Here is a 15,878-nt window from a genome sequence, read left to right on the forward strand (position 1 = left end):
GTAGACTGGCCGCATGGATTCCCAGGTTCTCATGATGATGTTGCTGGTCTGCGTGACCATCTCGGTCGCGGGGCTGGCGTGGATGGTGCGCGCGCAGGCGGTCCGTGGTGGCAGCCAGGAGGCCGAGGCGCTGCGGGCGGAGAAGGCGCGCCTGGAAGAGGAGCTCGCCGCGGCGCGGGACGCCGCGCAGGCGCGCTCCGTCGAGCTGGGCACGATGGGCGGGCGCCTGGAGTCGCTCGAAAGGATGCTCGCCGAGCGCGAGGAAGCCCTGGAGGCGCTGCGGCAATCCGAGCGCAGCCTGCGCGAGGCGGCCGCGGCGGAGCGGCTGGCCGCAGCCGAGGCCCGCGCCAACCTGGAGCACGCCGAGCGCGCCAACCGGCAGATGCAGGCCTTCCTGGACGAGGCCCAGGTCAAGCTGTCGGGCGCCTTCACCGAGCTGGCAGGCAAGGTCTTCGAGGAGAAGGGGCAGCAGTTCGAGAAGAACGTGCGCAACGCCACCGGCCAGTCGCGCGTCGAGATCGAGCAGCTGCTCAAGCCCTTCGCCGAGCGCATCAAGGACTTCCGCGAGCGGGTCGAGACGCTGTACGGCAACGAAGCCCGCGAGCGCGCTTCGCTGCAGGGCGCGGTCACCGAGCTCAAGGGCCTCAACCAGGAGATGGCCGAGCAGGCGCTGGCACTGACCCGCGCGCTGAAGGGCAACGCGAAGATCCGCGGCGACTGGGGCGAGCTGATGCTGGAGAGCGTGCTGCGCGGCTCCGGGCTCGAGGAGGGCGTCCACTACGAGCGGCAGAAGTCCACCCGCGACGAGGACGGCGCGCGGTTGCAGCCGGACATCGTGGTCAACCTGCCGGACGAGCGCTGCGTGGTGGTCGACAGCAAGGTCAACCTGGTCGCCTGGCAGGAGGCGATGAATGCCGACACCCCGGAGGCCCACGAGGAGGCGATGCGCCGCCATGCCGCGGGGCTGCGCCAGCACATGCGCGACCTGGGCGAGAAGAACTACCCGCGCGCGATCGGTTCGCACGCGCTGGAGGTGACCATCGCCTTCGTGCCGATCGAGGGTGCGCTTTCTGCCGCGCTGGGCTTCGACCCGAACCTGCAGGGGGAGGCGTTCGACCGCCGCATCGTCTTCGCTTCGCCCAACACGCTGATGGCGCTGTTGCGCGTGATCGAGCGGCTGTGGACGCGCGACAAGGTGCAGCGCAAGGCGCTGGAGATCAGCGACAGCGGCGGCAAGGTGCTGGACGCGCTGGTCGGCTTCCTCGCCGATTTCGAGCAGGTCGGCAAGCGCCTGGACGACGCGGGGAAGGCCTACGCCAATGCCCGCAGGCGCCTGAGCGAATCCAGCCAGGCGGTGATCCCGCGGGCGCGGCGGCTGGTCGAGCTGGGTGCCAGCGGGCGGCGCGCGCTGCCCGACGAGCTCAAGCCCGAATCCGGGCTGGACGGGATCCTGGACGAGGCCGGTCCGGTGCGCGAGCTGCTCGGCGCGGCCGTGGATGGCGACGCGAAGGGCGACTGAGCCGCCGGGCGAGGCGGCTCAGAGACCCGGCGGGATCGAATCCGCCGGGATGGTCGGCGGCTCCTCCTCGAGCAGGTAATCGGGCAGGCCGCTCTCGTCGTCCCTGCCGCGGTCGCCGAAGATCTGGTAGTCGCGCCGCTGCAGCCACGCGTCGCGGATCAGCGCATAGTCGTCCGCCGCCCCTTCGCGCAGGCTGTCGATGGCCATCAGCCGGGTGCGCAGGTCGACCAGCTGCAGGCCCTGGGTGCCCACCCGCGCCACGTCGTCGTCGATCTGGCGGACCGGCGACAGCGGGGCATCACCGGCCAGGCCGAAGGTGTCGCGCACGGTGCGCGGCCCGAACAGCGGCAGCTCCAGGTAGCGCGACTCGCGCCAGCCCCACACGCCCAGGGTCTGGCCGAAGTCCTCGCTGCGGTGCGGCAGGCCGGCGTCGGTGGCCGGGTCGAAGATGCCGCCCACCCCCAGCGTGGCATTGAGCACGAAACGCCCGAGCGCCTGGCCGGCCTGGACCGGCTTGCCCTGCAGCAGCGCGTTGAGCGCCGACACCGGCTGGCCCAGGTTGCTGAAGAAGTTGCGTACCCCGGTGCGTACCGGCGACGGCACCACCGCCACGTAGGCTTCCGCTGCGGGGCGGGCGACGTTCTGGTCCAGGGCGTTGTTGAACCGGTGCACGCGCCGGTTGAAGCCTTCCCACGGGTCGCGCGGGTTGCTGCCGGCGGGGCCGGCCGCGTCCGCCGCGACGGGCCCGTAGAGGGCCTCAAAGTCCCGCTCCGCGGCGGTGGGGCCAGGCTCGTCCGTCGCGGGTGGAGCCGGCACCGTCGCGTCTGGCGCCCCGGCCGCCGGTTCGTCGCGCACCTCGCCGCGGCTCGAGCAACCCGCGGAGGCGAGCGCGAGCAGCACGGCCACCAGGAGTGCGGCGCGGGCGGGGCGGCGGGAGGTCGGGAAACGGATGGAGATCGTCATGGCTCAGGCGAACCGCAGCCGGTCGTCGAGCCGGTAGGCGTCGCGCAGTTCGGCCAGGCCGGCGGGCGCGCCCTCGACGACCAGGCCCTCGCCGTTGCGCGCGGCCAGCTCGGCCAGCAGCGCGATGCCGGCGCTGTCGATGGACTCGACCTGTTGCAAGCGCACCCGCCCGATGCCGTGCTCGTCCGACTGGATCGCACGCCACAGCGAGGGAACCGCCTCGCGGTCGATCCGGCCGTGGAAGACCAGGGCATCGCCCTCACGCTGCACGTTCGCGTCCATGCGGCGGCGGCCTCAGTTGCCGGCCTGGAGGCGGCCGGCGCGGAGGTCGGCGGTGACCTGGGCGATGGAGCCGCGGTTGAGCGGGCCGTCGAACTGGTTGCGGTAGGTCTGCACGAAGCTGACGCCCTCGACCATCACGTCGAAGACCTTCCACTGGCCGCCGTCCTGGCGCATCAGGTAGTCCACCGGGATCGGCTCGCCACCGGTGCGCTCCAGCTCGGTCGCCACGCGCACCATGCGGCCGTCGCGCAGCGGGCTCTCGCCCTTGATGCGCACGGTGAAGTCGCTGTTGAAGCCCAGCAGGGAATCGCCGTAGCGCGACATCAGGCTGTCGGCCAGCGCATCGGCGAAGGCGGCGACATCCGCATCCGACGCGCCGCGGCCGTGCCGCCCGAGGACCAGCCGCGCCGAGTAGTCGCGGTCGAACATCTGGTTGAACTCGGCGCTGATGAACGCACGCAGCTTGCCGCGGTCAGCGGTGAACTCGGCGCGGCGCTGCTGCAGCGTGGTCAGGATGCGGCTGAAGTTGTCCTTCACCAGCTGGCTGGGGTTGCCGGCCTGTGCGGTGGCGGCCTGCGGGGCCGGGGCGGCCGTCGCCAAGGCAGGAGCGGCGGCCAGCAGCGCGGTGGCCACGGCGGCGGCGAGCAGCGTGCGGAACGGGGTATTCATGGTTTCACTCCCTGGGGGGCGGGTGTGGAGGTGTCAGTCCTGCAGGTACGCGGGCAGGTCGTCGGCCGGCTCTTCGACCGTGGACCCGTCATTGTCGCCGCCGCCGCTGAACATGTACTTGCCCACCATCTGGATCAGGTCGACCGAGGACTGGGTCAGGAAGATCTCGTCGCCCTCGCGCAGCGGCTCGGGGTCGCCGCCCGGCTGCAGGCCGACGTAGCTCTCGCCGAGCAGGCCGGAGGTCAGGATCGCGGCGCTGGTGTCGGCGGGCAGGTCGGAGTACCGGCTGTCGATGGCGAGGGTGACCACCGAGTCCAGCTTCACCGGGTCCAGGCCGATGCCGGAGACGCGGCCGATGGTGACCCCGCCGACCTTGACCGGCGCGTTGGTGCGCAGCGGGCCCAGGTTGGTGAAGCGGGCGGTCACCTCGTAGCTGTCGCTGCCGAACCAGCCCAGCCGGCCGTTGGTGGAGCCCAGTGCCAGCACCAGCAGCGAGGCCAGGGCCAGCAGCAGGAAGGCGCCGACGGCGAATTCGATACGCGGAGCGCGGGAGGCCATGGTCTATCTCACACGAACAGGAGGGCGGACATCACGAAGTTCAGCATCAGCACCAGCAGCGAGGCGTTGACCACCGCGCGGGTGGTCGCCACCGAGGTGCCCTCGATGGTCGGCTCGGCGTGGTAGCCGACGTAGGCCGCGACCAGCGCCGCGACCGCACCGAACACCGCGGACTTGATCATCGACATGCCGAAGTCCTCGACCAGGTCGACCGCGTCGCGCAGCACCTGCCAGAACACCCCGCCGTCGATGCCGATCACGTGCACCGCCTGCAGGTAGCTGGCGCTGATCGCGAAGCTGATGAAGAAGCCGGTCAGCAGCGGCACGCACAGCACCGCCGCCCAGAACCGCGGCGCGACCGCGCGGCCGACCGGGTCGATGCCCATCAGCCCCAGCGCGGTGATCTGGTCGGTGGCGCGCATCAGTCCCAGCTCGGCGGCGATCGACGAGCCGGCGCGGCCGGTGAACAGCAGCGCGGTCAGTACCGGACCGAGTTCGCGGTACAGGCCCAAGCCCAGGATCAGGCTGACCTGGCTGGTCGCGCCGTAGGTGTCCAGCGCGCGGTAGGCCAGCAGCGTAAGCGACAGCCCCACGAAGGCGCCGCCCACGGCGATGATCGGCAGCGAGCGTGCGCCGATCTTGTAGATCTCGCGCACGAATTCGCGGAACAGATCGGGGGTCGGGCGCGAGGCGCGCAGTACCGACAGGGTGAACAGGCCGGCCCGGCCCACCGAGCGCACGGCGGAGGCGAAGGCCATCAGGCGGCCTCCGCGTTGCGCGCCACGGCGTCGAAGGGGATCGGCCCGTCCGGCTCGCCATCCAGGAACTGGCGTACCAGCGGATCGGCGGTCGCCTGCAGCTCGGCCGGCGTCCCGGAGAACACGATCGAGCCGTTGGCGATCACGATGGCGTGGTCGGCCACCGGCAGGGTCTCGTGCACGTGGTGGGTGACCACGATGCTGGTCAGCCCGAGGGTGTCGTTGAGCCGGCGCACCAGTTCCATGACCACGCCGGACGCGATCGGGTCGAGGCCGGTCAGCGGCTCGTCGTAGATCATCAGCGGCGGGTCCAGCGCCAGCGCGCGCGCCAGCGCGACCCGGCGCGCCATGCCGCCGGACAGTTCGCGCGGGAACGCGTCGGCGGCCGCGCGCAGGCCGACCGCGTGGAGCTTGAGCCGCACCAGCCGCTCGATCAGCTCCACCGGCAGCCTGGTGTGCGCGCGCAGCGGCAGGGCGACGTTCTCGGCCGCGGTAAGGTCGGTCAGCAGGCCATTGCCCTGCAGCATCACGCCGATGCGCTTGCGCAGCTCCAGCAATTCGCGGGCACGGGTCGGCATGGGCTGGCCGAACAGGCGCACGCTGCCGGCAGCGGGCTCCAGCTCTCCGGTCAACGCCGCCAGCAGCGTGGACTTGCCGCTGCCCGAGGGCCCCAGCACCGCCACCACCTGCCCGCGGGGCACCGACAGGTCGATCCCGTCGAGCACGGTGCGGCCACCGCGCGCGAGGCGGACGCCGGACAGCTCGACGATGGGGCCGGGGTGGGTCATGCAGGGACCTGGAGGACGCGTACGGCGGGGGAACGACGGCCGCGCAGGATGGCGGACAGGCGCTGAATGGGTGTTCACCATTGTCGGGGCACGCGGCTTCGCGCACCAGTGGCCCCGGCGCCGCATGTCTCGCCGGGTGCGACGATGCTGCGGCAAGATGGCCCCATGCCTGCCCCTCCAGACGTCGGCGCGCCCGACTTCCGCCTCTACCATTCCAATGCGCTGGAAGTGCTCGCCGGCATCCTGGCGGGGATCCTGCAGTCGCCGGCGCCCGGGCAGCCGCTGCTCGCCCCGGACGTGGTGCTGATCCCCCAGGTCGCGATGCGGCGCTGGCTGCAGGCGACCCTGGCGACCCGCCACGGCGTCGCGGCCAACCTGGAGTTCCTGACCCCGGGCGAGTTCGTCGGCCGGGCGCTGCAGGCCAACCCGGGGCCGGGCGGTGCCGTGGAGCCGGGGCTGGACCGCGATGAACTCGACGCGGCGGCCCTGCAGTGGCACCTGTATGCCGCGCTGACCGACCCGGCGCTGCTATCGCGGCCGGCGCTGGCGACGATCGCGGGCCACCTGGAAGGCGACGACCCGCTGCGGGCCTGGTCACTGGCCGGCGAGCTGGCGACGGTGTTCGAGAAGTACCAGGCCTGGCGCCGCGACTGGCTGCTCCGCTGGGAGGACGGGGCCGACCCGGAGGACCCGCAGGCGATCCTGTGGCGGGAGGTCGCGCGTGGCCGCCAGCACCGGGCGCGGCGGATCCAGCAGTACCTGGCCCGCCACGAGGCGCCGGGCGCGCCGCTTCCGGAGGGCCTGCCGGCCCGGCTGTGCGCCTTCGCCACGCTCAACGTGTCCCCCGACGTGCTGCGGGTCATCGCCACCCAGGCGCGGGTCGGCACCCTGCATTTCTTCGTGCCGTCGCCGGCGCGCGACTACTGGGGTGACCTGCAGCGCGTCCGGGCCCGCCCGCTGCGCCACGGAGTGCCGCAGGACGATGCCGACGAGCACCCGGAAAACCGGCTGCTGCAGGGCTGGGGCGCGGCCGGCGCCGACTTCATGCGGGTGATCGGCGAGTACGAACTGGTACACGCCTCGGCCGACCTGCAGGCGCACGTGGACCCGGGCGAGGGCGGCGGCGCGCTCCACGGCAGCCTGCTGCGCCGCCTCCAGTCCGACCTCTTCCACCGCCGGGCCACCCCGGGCTTCCCCCTGCGCGACCAGGTCGACCGCGGCGACCCCAGCCTGCAGTTGCACGCCTGCCATACGCGCCTGCGCGAACTGCAGGTGCTGCACGACCAGCTGCGCGGCCTGTTCGACGACCCGCGCTTCGATCCGCCGCTGGAGCCGCGCGAGGTCGCGGTGCTGGCACCGGACATCGACGAGTACCTGCCCTACCTGGACGCAGTCTTCGGCGACCGCGGCCAACCCGGCGCGATCCCGTATGCGCTGGCCGACGCCAGCCCGCTGGCGGCCGAGCCGCTGGTGGAGGTGTTCCTGAAGCTGCTGGCGCTGCCGGTCTCGCGGTTCGGCCTGTCCGAGGTGCTGGACCTGCTCGCCAGCCCGCCACTGGCCGAGGCCAGTGGCCTGGACCCTGCGGCGCTGGAACGGCTGCACGGCTGGCTCTCCGCCGCCGGCGCGCGCTGGGGGCTGGATGCGGCCCACCGCGCACGGCTGCAGGCGCCGGAGGACGACGCCTTCACCTGGGCCTTCGCGCTCGACCGGCTGCTGCTCGGCCATGCCAGTGGCAGCGACGGGGAAATCGCCGGCGTCGCGCCGCTGCCGGACCTGGAAGGCAGCGCCCTGGATGCGCTCGACGTCCTCGTCGGCCTGCTGCGGGTGCTGGCGCGCCATGCCCGCCTGCTGGACGGCGCCCTGCCGCCCGCGGCCTGGCGCGACCGGCTGCTGGGGATGCTGGATGCGCTGCTGCCGCGCCCGCCGTCGAATCCGTCGACGCGGCGCGCGCTGGACCGGCTGCGCGCGCTGGTGGACGACTTCGCCGCCACCGCCGCCCGCGCCGGCTTCGAGGACACGGTGCCGGCGGAGGCGGTGCGGGCGCATTTCGGCCGCGTGCTGCGCGAGGCCGACACCCGGGCGCCGCTGCTCACCGGCGGCGTCAGCATCGGCCGCATGGTGCCGATGCGGCTGCTGCCGTTCCGGGTCATCTGCGTGCTTGGCATGAACGACGGCGACTTCCCGCGCCGTGAGCCGGCGGCTGGCCTCAACCGCCTCACCGCGGAGCTGGGGAGCGAGCGCCGGCGGCCGGGCGACCGCTCCACCCGCGAGGACGACCGCTTCCTGTTCCTGCAGCTGTTCGCCGCCGCGCAGGACGTCTTCTACGTCAGCTGGCAGGGCGCCGATCCGCGCGATGGCAGCGCACGCGAGCCCTCGGTGCTGGTCTCGGAACTGATCGCCGTGGCCGCCGCGCAGCATGCCTCGCAGTCCACCGCTGCGGTGCAGCTGGTCGTGCAGCACCCGCTGCAGCCGTTTTCCCCGGAGGCATTCGGTGCGGGGGACGACGACGGCGGCGGCATGGCCACGCTCGAGCCCCGGCGCTTCTCCTACCGCGCGCATTGGCGCGAGGCAGCGGTGGCCGGGCTGGCCCCCGGACGGGAAGCGCTGGCGCCCTGGATCACCGCCCCCCTGGAGCCACGTGGCGACACGGAAGAGGAAGCTGACGAGGACGGCCTGCCGATCGCGGCGCTGCGGCGTTTCCTGTTGCAGCCCGCCGACGCGTTGCTCCAGCAGCGGCTCGGGTTGCGGCTGGACCCGATCGAAGGGCGCGGCGAGGACGTGGAGCCGCTGGTCGCCCCGGGCCGCGGACTGGAGCGCAGCCTGCTGCAACGCGCCGTGTTCGACGCGCTGCTGCAGGGTGGGGACGAGGATCGGATCTGCGCCGGCCTGCGGGCACGGGCGATGCTCGCCGCGGGTGCCTCCGGGCGGCGCATGTTCGCGGAGGTGCGCGAACAGGTGGCGGAGTACGTCGAGGCGTTCGAGCGCTGGCGCGCCGGCGCGGAGCCGCGCTCGCTCCAGGTGGAGGCCACGGTCGACGGGTTCCGGGTGCATGGCCAGCTCACCGATGTCTACCCGCATGGCATCGCCCGCGTGCGCTTCGATGAGCAGAGCGGCCCTGGTGCGATCCGGGCGGGACTGGACTGGTTGCTGGCGAGCGCGGGCGGGGCCGGGCTCGACCTGGTCCAGTTCCACCTGGTGAAGGGCGCCGGGGTGGGGCCGCACGTCCGGCCCGCGCTCGACCCATGCAAGGCGCGCGACGCCCTGCGGCGGCTGCTGCAGCTGCGCGGACAGGGACTGCGCGAGCCGCTCCCGTTCGCGCCCTACAGCAGCTGGGACTACTACCAGGCCGCGACCGGGGAACGTGGCAGCCTGGAGAAGGGCGCGGCGGCCGCGGCGAAGCGGTGGCGCGGCGCCGGCCGCGGCTTTGCCGAGGGGGAGGGTGCCGCGTTCCAGCTGGCGCTGCGGGGCCGGGACCCCTTTGCAGGCGACGAGGAACTCGTGCGGTTCGCGGACGTGGCGATGGCGGTTTTTTCCGCGCTGGAAGCGGGCGAGGTGTATTCCGGGGTGGACGCGGGGGCGCTGCGTGGCCTGGCGGCCGTGCTCGAGGACGGGGAGGGCGGCGAATGAGCGATCCCTACCTCTCCCTCCCGCTCGACGGGGCCCACGCGATCGAGGCCTCGGCCGGGACAGGCAAGACCTTCACCCTGGCGACGCTGGTGCTGCGGCTGGTGGTGGAGCAACGCCTGGACGTCGGCGAGGTGCTGGCGGTGACCTTCACCGAGGCGGCGACGCAGGAGCTGCGCGCGAGGATCCGCAAGCGCCTGCTGGTGGCCGGGCGCGTGGCCGCCGGGGATCCGGAGGACGGCGACTCGCCCGAGGCGGCGATCACCCGCGCGGTGATCGAGGCGCACCTGGAATCCAGCGGGGAATCGCCGCGCGCGATGGCGCGGCGCCTGCGCGAGGCGGCCGACCGCATCGACCTGGCCGCGATCTTCACCATCCACGGCTTCTGCGCGCGGGTGCTGCGCGAGCATGCGCTGGAGTGCGGGCAGGGCTTCGATGCGCCGGAGCTGCTGGCCAACGACAAGGCCCTGCGCGAGGACGTGGCCGCCGACCTGTGGCGGTCCCACGCAACCGATGCGGAGAGCGTCGAGGCGCTGTCCGCCCTCTGGAGCGGCGGCCCGCAGGCGCTGGCCGCGGACCTGCCGCTGCTGGTGCGCGAGCCGGTGCTGCTGCCACCCGAGCCGGGTGAGCTTCCGGATCCAATGCCGATGCTGCACGCGGCCGGCGAGGCGTTCGCCGACGCCGCCCGCCGGCACGGCGACGAGTTCCGCGCGGCGCTCGCCGAAGCGGTCGCCAACAAGGTGCTCCACGCCAACAGCTACAAGCTGGCCTGGATCGAGGAACTGTTCGATTCACTGCGGACCTGGTGCGACTCGGAGGACCGCGGTCCCTTCGCCCACGGCAAGCTGCCGCAACTGCACCGCGACACCCTGCTGGCGCGCACCAGCAAGGCGGGGGCCGGGCGCACGCCGGACTCGCCCTTGTGCGACGCGGTGGAGGCCTATGCGCAGGCGCTGGCCCGGGTCGGGGAGATCCGCGAGGCACAGAAGGCACGGCTGCTGCACCAGGTGCGCGCCGAAGCGCGCCGCCGCCTGGCCTCGCGCAAGCAGGCGCTGCGGATCCAGACCTACGACGACCTGGTCGACCGGGTCGCCGATGCGGTCGACGGTCCCTATGCCGACGCACTGGCGGCGCGGCTGCGGGCGCAGTACCGGGTCGCCCTGGTCGACGAATTCCAGGACACCGATCCGCGGCAGTGGAGGATCTTCGACCGGGTGTTCGGCCGCGCGGGAGCGGAGGCTGGTGCCGGGGAGCCGGCGCTGTTCCTGATCGGCGACCCCAAGCAGGCGATCTACGGCTTCCGCGGCGGCGATGTGGAAACCTACCTGATGGCCTGCAGCAGTGCCGCCGCGGCGCCGCCGCTGTCCTTCAACTTCCGCTCGCGCCCTTCGGTGCTGGCGGCGATCGATGCCCTGTATGCACGCGCCGACGCCTCGCCCGATACCGACGGGGGCGCGTTCGTCGACCCGCGCATCCGCTTCCGTCCGGTCCGGCCCGGCGGGAGCCGGGACGATGCCGACTACCAGCGCGGCGGGGGACCGGCGCCGGCACTGACACTGTGGCGGGCGCCCCACCCCGGCCGGGACGAAAAGGGAAAGGAGAAGTCGTGGAGCGCGCCGGAGTCGCGCGAGCTGGCCACCCGTGCCTGCGTGGCCGCGATCCACGGCGTGCTCGCCGATGCCGCTGCGGGCCGTGCGCGGATCGACGGCCGGCCGGTGCAACCGGGCGACATCGCGGTGCTGGTACGCACCCACGACCAGGCCACGATGATCCGCCAGGCCCTCTCACGGGTCGGCATCCCGGCGGTCGCCGCCGGCAAGCTCAGCCTGTTCGCCACCGCCGAGGCGCGCGAGGTGCATGCGCTGCTGATGGCCCTGTTGCATGGGGCCGATGCCGCCCGCCTGCGCACCGCGCTTTCGACCGTGCTGGTCGGGGAGGACGCCGCGGCGATCGATGCTCTGGCCGACGAGGACGCGCTCGAGCGCTGGCAGCTGGAGGCCTTCGGCTGGCGCGACCGCCTGCAGCGCGGCGGACCGCTCGCGCTGCTGGGCGACCTGTGCGCCGGACATGCGAAGCGCCTCGTCGGGCTGCTGGATGGCGAGCGCCGGCTGACCAACTACCTGCAGCTTGCCGAGCTGCTGCAGGAGGCGCACCGCCAGGTGCCGGGCCTCCAGGGACTGGCCGACTGGCTCGCGCGGCAGATCGCCGCCGCCAGCAACGACGACGAGGCGCAGCTGCTGCGGCTGGAATCCGACGCGCGGCGGGTGCAGGTGGTGACACTGCACAAGAGCAAGGGCCTGGAGTACCCGCTGGTGTTCCTGCCCTACGCCGGCATCGGCGGGAAGGCGCCGGCCCCCGGGCAACGGGTGGTGGTGAACGCCGCGGGTGGCGAAGCGCCCGATGGCGAGGGATCAACGCGCCGGCAGCTGCACTGGAAGCTCGGCGTGCCCGGGAGTGGCTGGGACGAGGCGGCGGCGGCCTGGAAGCGCGCGCAGCAGGCCGAGGACGCCCGCCTGCTGTACGTCGGCCTGACCCGTGCCCGCGATGCCCTGTGGCTGGCGGGTGGCCGGTTCCACGCCCACCAGTCCTCGCCGCTGTGGCCGATGATCCAGGACGCGGCGGCGCTGCAGGACGCCGCATCGGGCGCGATCGTGGTCGATGACACGCCGCCGCCCTCGACGCTGCCCTGGCTGCCCGCTTCCATGGGGCGGGCGGTACCGGAGGCGCGCGCGCCCGGTCGTGGGCTGCACAGCGACTGGTGGGTCCACAGCTTCACCCAGTTGTCCAACGCCGACGCCGGCCAGGATCGCTCCAGCGCCGCCACCCAGCCCGTACAGGGCGGGGGCGACGAGCCGGAAGCGGCCCCAGCCGACGCACGGCAGGAGGACGGGGTCTTCGATGCACGCTTCTCCGGTTCCCGCTTCGGCGTGGTCCTGCACGACGTGCTCGAGCATGCCGACTTCGCGCGCTGGCGTGGCTGGCACCCCGGGGCACCGGTGCCCGGGGGCGAGCGGGAGAAGATCGCCGCCGCGCTGGGTCGCGGGGGCTACGGCTCGGCCGACCTCGAGGACGGGGTCGAACTGCTCGCCAGGCTGGCCGGGCATACGCTGACGGTGGCGCTGCCGGAAGGCACCTGCCTGGCGGCGCTGCCGCAGGAGCAGCGGCGGCCCGAGATCGAGTTCCAGTTCGCGCTCGCACCGACCCCGGTCGGGGACCTGATCGGGCTGCTGCACGCCCACGGACTGCTCCCCGACCGCCACGGCTTCGGCGCGCGTCGGCGGCTCGAGGGACTGATGACCGGCTTGATCGACCTCACCTACCACCACGAAGGGCGCTGGTACGTGCTCGACTACAAGTCCAACCAGCTGCCCGCCTACGACGCGCAGGCCTTGGCGGGCGCCATGGCGCACCACGAATACGGGCTGCAGGCGCTGATCTATACCGTGGCCCTTCACCGCTGGCTGCGCTTCCGCCTCGGTGCCGACTACGACTACGCACGTGACTTCGGCGGCGTGCGCTACCTGTTCTGCCGTGGCCTGGATGCGACCCGCGTCGACTCGCCGGGTGTGCAGGCGTGGCGCTTCGAACCGGAGCTGGTGCATGCGGTCGATGCGCTGTTCGCCGGGGCCGCCACCGTGGAGGGCGCGCCGTGAGCCTGCTGGAGGCGCTGCGCACGTGCGAACAGGGCCCGCGCACGCTCGACGACGCGCTGGGCGCGACCCTGCGCAGGCTCGACCCCGGCACCAGCGACGAGGTCGCTGCGGCGGCCGCGCTCGCCTCGCTGGCGGTGCACGCGGGCCATGCCGCGTTGGATACCGCCGACCCGGCGCTGCTGGTTCCCGGCCGGGTGGCGTGGCCGGCGGCACGGGATTGGCAGCAGGCGCTCGCGTCCTCGCGCTGGGTGTCCCGGCCGGGTGCACTGGACGAGCCCTCCCCCGAGGACCGGCCGCTGGTGCTGGAGGGCGGGCTGCTGTACCTGCGGCGCTATCGCGAGTACGAGCGCAGGCTCGCGGCGCGGCTGCGCGGGCTCGCCGCCGCCGCGTCGCCGGCGCCCGATCCGGGCGCCCTGGCCCCGGTGCTGGAGGCACTCTTCCCGCCCGGCGGCTCGGACCCGCTGCAGGCGCTGGCCGCGCGAAGCGCCCTGGAGCGCGCCCTGCTCCTGGTCACCGGCGGCCCCGGTACCGGCAAGACCACCACGATCGCCCGCCTGCTCGTGCTGCTGGTCGCCGCCGCGGCCCTTGCCGGCCGCGAACCCCCGCGCATTGCCCTGGCGGCCCCGACCGGGCGCGCCGCGGAACGGATGGCCGGGAGCCTGCGTGCCGCGCTGGAGCGGCTGCGCGGCGCCCCCGGCATCGACCCGGCCTGGCTGGACGCACTGCCTGCGGGCGCCAGCACGGTCCACCGCCTGCTCGGGACGCGGCGGGACTCCACCCGCTTCCACCATGACGCGGACAATCCGCTTCGCCACGACGTGGTCGTGGTCGACGAGGCGTCGATGGTCGACCTGCCGCTGATGTGCAAGCTGGCCGAGGCGGTCCGGGACGACGCCCGCCTGGTGCTGCTGGGCGACCCGGACCAGCTGCCGTCGGTGGAGGCGGGGGACGTGCTGGCGGCGATCTGCAGCACCACCGGTGACCTCGCCACCGGGGAAGCGGGGGCTCCCGCGGGTCCATTGCGGGGGCACCGCGTGCACCTGCAGCGTGGATACCGCCAGGCCGGATCGCTCGAACTCGCCCCGCTGGCCAACGCGATCCGCGCAGGCGAGGCCGATGCGGCGCTCGCCCTCCTGCGCGGCGGCGAGCTGGATGGAATCCGCTTCCACGAGGACACCACCGATCCGCTCGCCCGGGGCGGCGACGGGCTGCTGGAACACTGGCGCACGCTGGCGCGGGAGACCGATCCGGCCCGGGCGCTCGGGATGGTCGACCGCGTCCGCTTGCTGGTGGCACTGCGGCAGGGCCCGCAGGGCGCGCAGGCGCTGAACACCCGCGTCGCCGAACGCCTCGCCGGCCCGCGTCCCCCGGCGCACTTCCACGGCCAGCCGCTGCTGGTCACCCGCAACAGCTACCGCCATGGCCTGTTCAACGGGGACGTGGGGGTCTGCCTGGACGACGGCAACGGCCGCCTGGTGGCCTGGTTCCCGGGGAGCCGGGCCGATGCGCCAAGGCCGTTCCAGCCCGGCGCGCTGCCCGACCACGAGAGCGCCTTCGCCATGACCGTGCACAAGGCCCAGGGCTCGGAGTTCGACGAGGTCTGGTTGCAGCTCCCGGCCGTCGACAACCGGGTGCTGTCGCGGGAGCTGCTCTACACCGCGGCGACCCGCGCCAGGCGGCGGCTGCACGTGGCCGGCAGTGCGCAGGTGCTATCGACCGCACTGCAGCGGCACGTGGTGCGGGTGACCGGGCTTGCGGCCCGCCTGAACGACTGAAAGCGGGGCACCCGCCGCTTTCACCCCGGTTGTACCTGTCGCTCCCGAGGATGGATTCCCGGACTCCGGTCCGGTCTTCCCCACTACAGGAGCTTGCAGATGAACGACGTCAAGAAGGACCACAGCATCGGTGCCGGCAGCGGTGCCGTCGCCGGTGCCGTCGCCGGTGCCGCCATCGGCTCGGCCGGTGGCCCGGTCGGCAGCGCCATCGGTGCGGTCGCCGGCGGCGTGGTCGGCGCCAAGGCCGGTGATTCGATCGCCGAGGCGGTGAACCCCACCGACTACCACGACCACTTCAAGAAGGAGTACCGCAACACCTCCTACTACAACGCCGACCGCGACTGGAACGACTACGGTCCGGCCTACCAGTACGGCTACGACACCTATGGCCGTTACCAGGGCCGCCGCTTCGAGGACGCCGAAGCCGACCTGGAGCGGGACTGGGAGCGCACCCGCGCCGAGAGCAATTCGCGCCTGGCCTGGAACGATGCCCGCCATGCGGTGCGCGATGGCTGGCACCACATCGAGCGTGCGATCCCGGGCGACGCCGACCGCGACGGCCGCTGACCGGCCTGCGGCCGTACCGCCGCACGAAGCAAGGGGCGGGGCTGCCACGGCGGCCCCGCCTGTTCGTTTGCCGGCAGCGGTCGGCCGCAGGCGGTAGCATGTCCGGCCTCCCGGTAACACGCCAGAGCGCCATGTCCGACAAGCACCGTCCCTCCCGCGAGCAGGCCGAAGACGCCGTGCGCACCCTGCTGGCCTGGGCGGGCGAGGACCCCGCCCGAGAGGGCCTGGTCGATACCCCGCGCCGCGTCGTGGAAGCCTATGGCGACTGGTTCAGCGGGTATGAAATCGACCCGGACGAGTACATGGGCCGCACCTTCGAGGAGGTCGGCGGCTACGACGAGATGGTGGTGCTCCGCGACATCCAGTTCGAAAGCCACTGCGAGCACCACATGGCGCCGATCATCGGCCGTGCCCACGTGGGCTACCTGCCGCACGGCCGCGTGGTAGGCATCAGCAAGCTGGCACGCGTGGTCGACGCGTACGCGCGCCGCTTCCAGGTGCAGGAGAAGATGACCGCGCAGATCGCCGACTGCATCCAGCGCGCGCTGGCGCCCCGCGGCGTGGGGGTGGTGATCGAGGCCGCGCACGAGTGCATGACCACGCGTGGCGTGCACAAGCGCGGCGTGGCGATGACCACCTCGAAGATGCTGGGCGCGTTCCGCGACGACGCCCGCACCCGGGCGGAGTTCCTGGAGTTCATCCGCGGCGGTGCCTGAGCCCGC

12 protein-coding genes are annotated in these 15,878 nt (G+C 73.3%); 6 read left to right on the forward strand and 6 right to left on the reverse strand.

Going from position 1 to position 15,878, the window contains the following annotated elements; genetic code table 11:
* Positions 1 to 13 precede the first annotated feature (13 nt).
* Entirely contained in the window at positions 14 to 1,519 is a 1,506-nt protein-coding gene (gene rmuC / locus G545_RS14515; RefSeq protein WP_052347322.1) for a DNA recombination protein RmuC, read from the forward strand.
* A gap of 18 nt (positions 1,520 to 1,537) precedes the next feature.
* On the opposite strand, the gene G545_RS14520 is transcribed toward rmuC, so the two are convergent.
* From G545_RS14520 to G545_RS0111120, 6 genes are read right to left on the reverse strand one after another with little or no spacing between them, the layout of a single operon-like run.
* Positions 1,538 to 2,482 carry an MlaA family lipoprotein gene (locus G545_RS14520; RefSeq protein ID WP_081677862.1) on the reverse strand — a complete coding sequence of 315 codons (945 nt, stop codon included), beginning with the start codon at positions 2,480 to 2,482 and terminating at the stop codon, positions 1,538 to 1,540.
* A gap of 3 nt (positions 2,483 to 2,485) precedes the next feature.
* Complete coding sequence (locus G545_RS0111100) at positions 2,486 to 2,764, reverse strand: STAS domain-containing protein (RefSeq protein ID WP_036138050.1); 279 nt, start codon at positions 2,762 to 2,764, stop codon at positions 2,486 to 2,488.
* A gap of 12 nt (positions 2,765 to 2,776) precedes the next feature.
* Positions 2,777 to 3,433 (reverse strand): MlaC/ttg2D family ABC transporter substrate-binding protein, encoded by a 657-nt coding sequence (locus G545_RS0111105; protein WP_027070445.1) that lies wholly within the window; start codon positions 3,431 to 3,433, stop codon positions 2,777 to 2,779.
* A gap of 33 nt (positions 3,434 to 3,466) precedes the next feature.
* Complete coding sequence (gene mlaD, locus G545_RS14525; RefSeq protein ID WP_052106862.1) at positions 3,467 to 3,991, reverse strand: outer membrane lipid asymmetry maintenance protein MlaD; 525 nt, start codon at positions 3,989 to 3,991, stop codon at positions 3,467 to 3,469.
* Between the two features lie 8 nt (positions 3,992 to 3,999).
* Positions 4,000 to 4,749: an MlaE family lipid ABC transporter permease subunit gene (locus G545_RS0111115; protein WP_027070446.1), complete on the reverse strand. Its 750-nt coding sequence runs from the start codon at positions 4,747 to 4,749 to the stop codon at positions 4,000 to 4,002.
* The gene (locus tag G545_RS0111120; protein WP_027070447.1) at positions 4,749 to 5,537 is read right to left on the reverse strand and encodes an ABC transporter ATP-binding protein; all 789 of its coding nucleotides are present in this window, start codon (positions 5,535 to 5,537) and stop codon (positions 4,749 to 4,751) included. The genes G545_RS0111115 and G545_RS0111120 overlap by 1 nt, the downstream gene beginning before the upstream one ends.
* Before the next feature lie 165 nt (positions 5,538 to 5,702).
* On the opposite strand from G545_RS0111120, the gene recC reads away from it, so the two are divergent.
* The 5 genes from recC (at position 5,703) to folE (ending at position 15,872) form a co-directional block, all read left to right on the forward strand.
* A complete protein-coding gene (recC, locus tag G545_RS0111125; RefSeq protein ID WP_027070448.1) occupies positions 5,703 to 9,164 on the forward strand; it encodes an exodeoxyribonuclease V subunit gamma in 3,462 nt (1,153 codons plus the stop codon).
* Entirely contained in the window at positions 9,161 to 12,814 is a 3,654-nt protein-coding gene (locus tag G545_RS0111130) for a UvrD-helicase domain-containing protein (protein WP_027070449.1), read from the forward strand. The genes recC and G545_RS0111130 overlap by 4 nt, the downstream gene beginning before the upstream one ends.
* A complete protein-coding gene (gene recD / locus G545_RS14530; protein WP_043711714.1) occupies positions 12,811 to 14,589 on the forward strand; it encodes an exodeoxyribonuclease V subunit alpha in 1,779 nt (592 codons plus the stop codon). Before G545_RS0111130 ends, recD begins: the two co-directional genes overlap by 4 nt.
* A 99-nt stretch (positions 14,590 to 14,688) precedes the next feature.
* Complete coding sequence (locus G545_RS14535) at positions 14,689 to 15,156, forward strand: hypothetical protein (protein WP_052106860.1); 468 nt, start codon at positions 14,689 to 14,691, stop codon at positions 15,154 to 15,156.
* Positions 15,157 to 15,287: 131 nt separating this feature from the next.
* The gene (gene folE, locus G545_RS0111145; protein WP_027070450.1) at positions 15,288 to 15,872 is read left to right on the forward strand and encodes a GTP cyclohydrolase I FolE; all 585 of its coding nucleotides are present in this window, start codon (positions 15,288 to 15,290) and stop codon (positions 15,870 to 15,872) included.
* The last annotated feature ends 6 nt before the right edge of the window (positions 15,873 to 15,878 follow it).

It is taken from the genome of Lysobacter defluvii IMMIB APB-9 = DSM 18482 (assembly GCF_000423325.1).
GTDB classification, from domain to species: domain Bacteria; phylum Pseudomonadota; class Gammaproteobacteria; order Xanthomonadales; family Xanthomonadaceae; genus Novilysobacter; species Novilysobacter defluvii.